Raw genomic sequence first — 5,273 nt, forward strand, 5'->3', positions numbered from 1 at the left:
AACAGCGGCGCTCAAGTGATCATCAGCACGGGGACAGGGGTCGGGTCGACGGCCTCGGTCACGATCGTGCCTGCGGCAAGTGGCGCTACTGCCGCAACGAATACTGCAACGAATACGGCAACGACGGTTCCGACAGCGAGCGGGACAGCGAGCGGGACAGCAAGTACAGCAAGTACAGCTGGTGGCACAACTGCCGGCACTGCAACTGGCACTGCAAGTGGCACCGCAACTGGCACCGCAAGTGGCACCACCACAGGGGCCGCTTCAGGCACAGCTACTGCGACGACAACGGCGACGGCAGCCTCAGCTTCATCAACCACCACATCGACGGCAACGACAACCGCCAAAACCTCGAGTAGTACCACGACCGGTACCACGACTGTTACATCGACGGCAGCGAACACAGCGACCACAGCGGCGAGCACAGCGGCTGCGGCGAGCTCAGCAGCTGCCGCAAGTAACGCAGCCGCGTCGGCCGCGAGTGCGGCAAGCGCCGCCGCAGCAAGCACTGCCGCAGCGTCAGCTAAGCCAACATTGATCACCACCGGTGCGGTGCAAGCGGCCGGTAACATCATGATCAACGCCAACGTGGCAAAAACCCTGGGTGGTCTGGCAGGTATCACCTTCTTGGCAAACAACGATGTGGTGGTGGCCGCGAACACCGGCATTACCTCGACAGCGGGTGCGCTGAACGTGACCGTGAACGCCAATTCTGGTGGCACGGGTTCAGGCGCCGTGGTGCTCAATAGCGGTTCAAGCATTGTGACCAATGGCGGCAACATCGCGATCGGTGGCGGCGTGGCTGGCAATGCAGCGGGTGCAGCGGTTGGCAACAGCACGAACGTAAATGGCATCACGCTCAATAACGCAACCGTTTCGGCCGGCACTGGCAGTATTTCAATGACCGGTTCGACGACGGTCGCTGGTGGCAATGGCGTTGCGATTCAGGGCTCTTCAGTTGTTTCGTCTAGTGGAGGCAATATTGCCCTGATGGGTCAACTTGCAAACGGCGCGCAAAGCAGCGCAGCGGGCGCAACGAATCAAGCGGTGTTCATTGCGGCAACTAGCTCGGTCACCACACCAGGTGGCAATGTGACCATCTCTGGCCCCTCGATCAACGTTGCCGGTCAAGTCGATGTCTCAGCAGCGCAGGCTGGCTCAGTGACGATCACCGCCGACGCTGGGCAGATTGTGGTGAGTGGATCGGTCAAGGCAAACAGCAGTGACCCCGCAGCAGCTGGGGGCAATATTACGATTGGTCGAAACAACGCGACCGACGTTTTGTCAGCCAAGACCGATGTCAGTGGCGCCGACCTTCAAGCGCTAGGTGGATTACTTGAAACGTCAGGTGCCTATCTGAAATCTGACGGGGTCAGTATCAAGGCCGCGAGTTGGTTGATTGATCCCTACAACGTCGAAATCAATTCAACATCGACCGCTAATACCGCAGGTGATTCAGTCATCTTGGCCAGCGCGATCAGCGCTGCACTGAGTCTTGGCACCAGTGTCACGATTACCACAGGCACTGGGTCTGGGTCGACTTCAAGCGCGACAGGGGCCTCATTATCAGTCGCTGGGTCGACTCAAGCAGACGGCAATATTCTGGTGAATTCGGCCATCACCAGCACGTATAACGGTGTAGGTACACCCACTCTGACCCTCACGGCGAATAACGGGATTACGATTGGGGCAAGTATTACCGCAACCGGTTCCGCTGGTTTGAACATCACCATGACGGCCAACGGCCTGACCTCAGTGTCAGGGAACACGGCAAATAGCTACGGCATTCTCATCGGCGCGTCAGATTCAAATGGCCATTCAGCAGTGACATTGGCGGCCGGCGCAGGCAGCATATCATTGACAGGTTCAAGCACCCAGTCTTCCACGACGACTGGTAATGTGCTGGGTAACGGCATCGGTATTTACTTCACCGAAGGATGGCAAGGGGTCAATACCCTGACTGGCACCAACATCACCTTGAACGGGACGTCGACGACAACGTCGGCTAGAACGTCGCTTGGCTACGGTATTTTTAATTGGTTGGGTCCAAGCTACGGCACCAAGATTGCAGCAACGGGCAACTTATCAATGACCGGAACCGTCAACGGAACTGGGGTTGGTACCGGTTTGTTTTACACTTCAACGAACTGGCAAGACACGCAACATACCTATACGGCTGGTGGCACCTTGACGTTGCAGGGCGTCAACTCGGCGGCGACAACAAACACCAACGCAGCAGTAGCCTTGGATGGCGTGCAAGCGACCTCGGCCGGGTTACTCACCGTTAAGGCCACGACGAATAACGCGGCTTCAACGGCTCTTTATCTTTATTCTCCCGGTTACACCTCAGGGCTAGGTTACCAAGGCGCGTCAACGTCACTCGCGTCGACCGGTGGCAATGTCATTATCCAGAGCAATCAAGGTGGTATTCAGCTCAATGACCAAAACGCAAACTCGCCGACTGGGGGGGCCAACCCAACCAGAAATATATCGGGCACCTATGTGTTTATTGATAATACAGGTGGCACGATTGCTAGCAACGTTTTGACGAGCGGCAGCGGTTATGCCAGCGGCAGTTCGGGTATTCAACTTAACGATACGAGATCTATTACCGCTTCTGCCACGAGTGGCAATGGGATTGTCATTAACGGTGCTTCTACGACAACTTCACCAGGGGTTTATTTCAGCAACAGCCCGGTCTTGACTAGCACCAATATTTCGATCACTGGCACAGCAACCACTGGTAATAGCGGCGTTTATATCGGTAGCGCACTATCGATGGTCGCAAGCGGCACGGTGACCATCACGGGGACGTCAACCTCAACAACCAGCAACCAAGGTGGCGTCACTATCTTAAACAATCTCAGTAACACTGCCACAACGGGCGGGATTTCTATTTCTGCGACCGATACGGCTGGTGGTTCAAACTGGGCCTTGTATCAGACCTTCACCTTGAGTTCGGGCACTGGAGGCGTCACCCTTAATGCGACGGGTTCTGGCTCAAACTCGACGGTCGACTTGTACGGCAGTATCTCAACAACGGGTGCCGTGAACGTCACTGGTAATGCCGGCACGGGCAGTGGTAATGGGATTTGGACCAATGGCACCAATACGATATCTGGTTCAAGTGTGACGTTCAATGGCACGGGCGGTTCAACAGGCGGTTCAGGGGTTTATATCAACGCGGGTGAAACGATTTCATCAACGGCAGGCGCAGTCTCAATGACAGGTACTGCTAAGGCTGGCACAAACGCGGGTATTTACATCCCCTCTGCCACCGTTGCGATTAGCGCAACGGGCGGTGATGTGAATTTGACGGGGACAGCCACCAATCCCAGTTCGACCAACGCGGGTGTGAATTTTGTTGTCTCGGGCGTGACCGTGACAGGTAGTTCAGGCCATCAAATCAATATCACAGGCGGTTTGGTCGGGGCGGGCAATATCGTGACAGCAGGCGCGGCTGTGAACTTTAACAACAGCTTGTCCACGGCACCTGTTTACTCGGGCATTGTTTCTGGCACGGGTTCATTAACCAATGTGTCAGGCCAACAGACGCTTGCAGGGACGAATACCTACAGCGGATCCACCTCAATTACTGCAGGTACGTTGCAAGTAGGTACTGGATCGACAGCGGGCTCTTTGGGGACGAATACCGGGGTAATTTCTGACGGCGGCACGCTGGTTTACGATTTGTCGTCCAACGTCACCGTCTCTAATCAAATCACGGGGACAGGGGCACTGACGCAGTTAGGGACGGGGACGACCACCCTGACAGGCTCGAATACCTATAGTGGTACGACGACGATCAGTGCGGGCACGCTGCAGATTGGCAGTGGTGGCACAACGGGTAGTTTAGGCACGGGCAGTTCGATCGTCGACAACGGCACCTTGGCGTTCTATTTGACGACGTCCCCCACCGTGTCTGCCGTTATCAGCGGCACGGGCGGCGTGTCCCAGCTAGGTAGTGGCACCACGATTTTCACCGGCACCAATACGTTTAGCGGTGCCACGACGATTAGTGCCGGCACGCTTCAAGTTGGTGCAAGCAGCACCACTGGGACCACGGGCTCTCTGGGGACAAGCGCCGTGACCTTGTCCAATGGTGCGACCTTAAGTTATCAGCTTGCTACCAACACCACCATCACTAATACGATCAGTGGCGCCGGCAACGTCGTTGCGAATATCACGGGTACCCTGGGGGTCGCCTCCACGGGGATTTCATTGACCGGGACAACATCAGTTGCCCCTTCGATTAACTTGTCATCGAGCGGGGCGATGACGGTGACGGGCGCGTTAAGTATCTCGGATGCCTCGAGTGCTAACTCGACGATCGCCTTAACCACAACGAGTTCAGGTTCGGGTATCTCTGTGTCGAGTATCAGTGGCACTAACACTGGGACGGGGGTTGTCAATATCTCGGCTAAGTCGTATGGCGGCTCGATTAGCAATTCGGGCACGGTCAGTGGTTACAACATTTCACTGGACAATACCTATGGGACGATCAGTGCCCCCACAGGTGCGATTACCCAAGGGGGGGCCAGCGCTAGCAGCGGCGATGGTATTTCGATTGGTGGGGCAATTACTGCCAGCAATAATCTCTACATGATGGGTTCAGCCGCCTCCTCGGGCAGCTACGGTATCGAACAAAATGCCAACATTTCAGGCGCGTATATCAATGCGTCGGGGCAAACCGCAGCCGGTAACGTGAACTCTGGCTATTTCCTCAGAAGTGGCAACATCAGTTCTACGGGTACGACCAGTAGTGTGTTGACCGGTGTGATGGCCGAAGCCGGCACCGGTGTTAACGGCTATGGTGCTTTTGACTCTTACGGCAATAGCACTTATACGGCAGCAACCGGTGGTTCGCTAACCATCACTGGGCAGGCGACGACGGTTTCGACAGACGCCTATAACCACGCACGAGGTATACGTATTGAGGGCACGTTAAGTACTTATGGGACAGTTAATTTAACGGGTAGCAGCAGCAGCGATGATGGATACATACAGGTAAGCACCGTGTCCGTGCAGAGTGGCACGCTTTCAATCAAGGGGACCAACACATCGAGTGGTGGGGGTGGGCAAACTGGTGTCAATATTTATCAAAGCGCGATACAGCTGGGTGCCAATGCAAATCTCAGTATCACCGGTAGTTCAACGAATGCAAGCGCAACGACCGCAGAGTACGGCGTGCTGACATCGGGCACCATTGGTCAAGCTAGTGGTGTGACTACAGCGGGCAATATCAGTATTGTTGGCAGCTCAAGCTCAGCTTC

General features: G+C 55.7%; 2 protein-coding genes. One reads left to right on the forward strand and one right to left on the reverse strand.

Annotated features, from left to right (window positions below; all coding sequences use genetic code 11):
• Positions 1–11: 11 nt before the first annotated feature.
• Entirely contained in the window at positions 12–575 is a 564-nt protein-coding gene (locus AC1W8Y_RS14850; RefSeq protein WP_482015269.1) for a hypothetical protein, read from the reverse strand.
• Between AC1W8Y_RS14850 and AC1W8Y_RS14855 the strand changes: the two genes are divergently transcribed.
• Positions 574–5,273 (forward strand): beta strand repeat-containing protein (locus AC1W8Y_RS14855; protein WP_482015270.1); only part of this gene is annotated, 4,700 nt, incomplete at its 3' end. The two genes, AC1W8Y_RS14850 and AC1W8Y_RS14855, sit on opposite strands and share 2 nt — an antisense overlap.

This window comes from Jezberella sp., assembly GCF_964834465.1.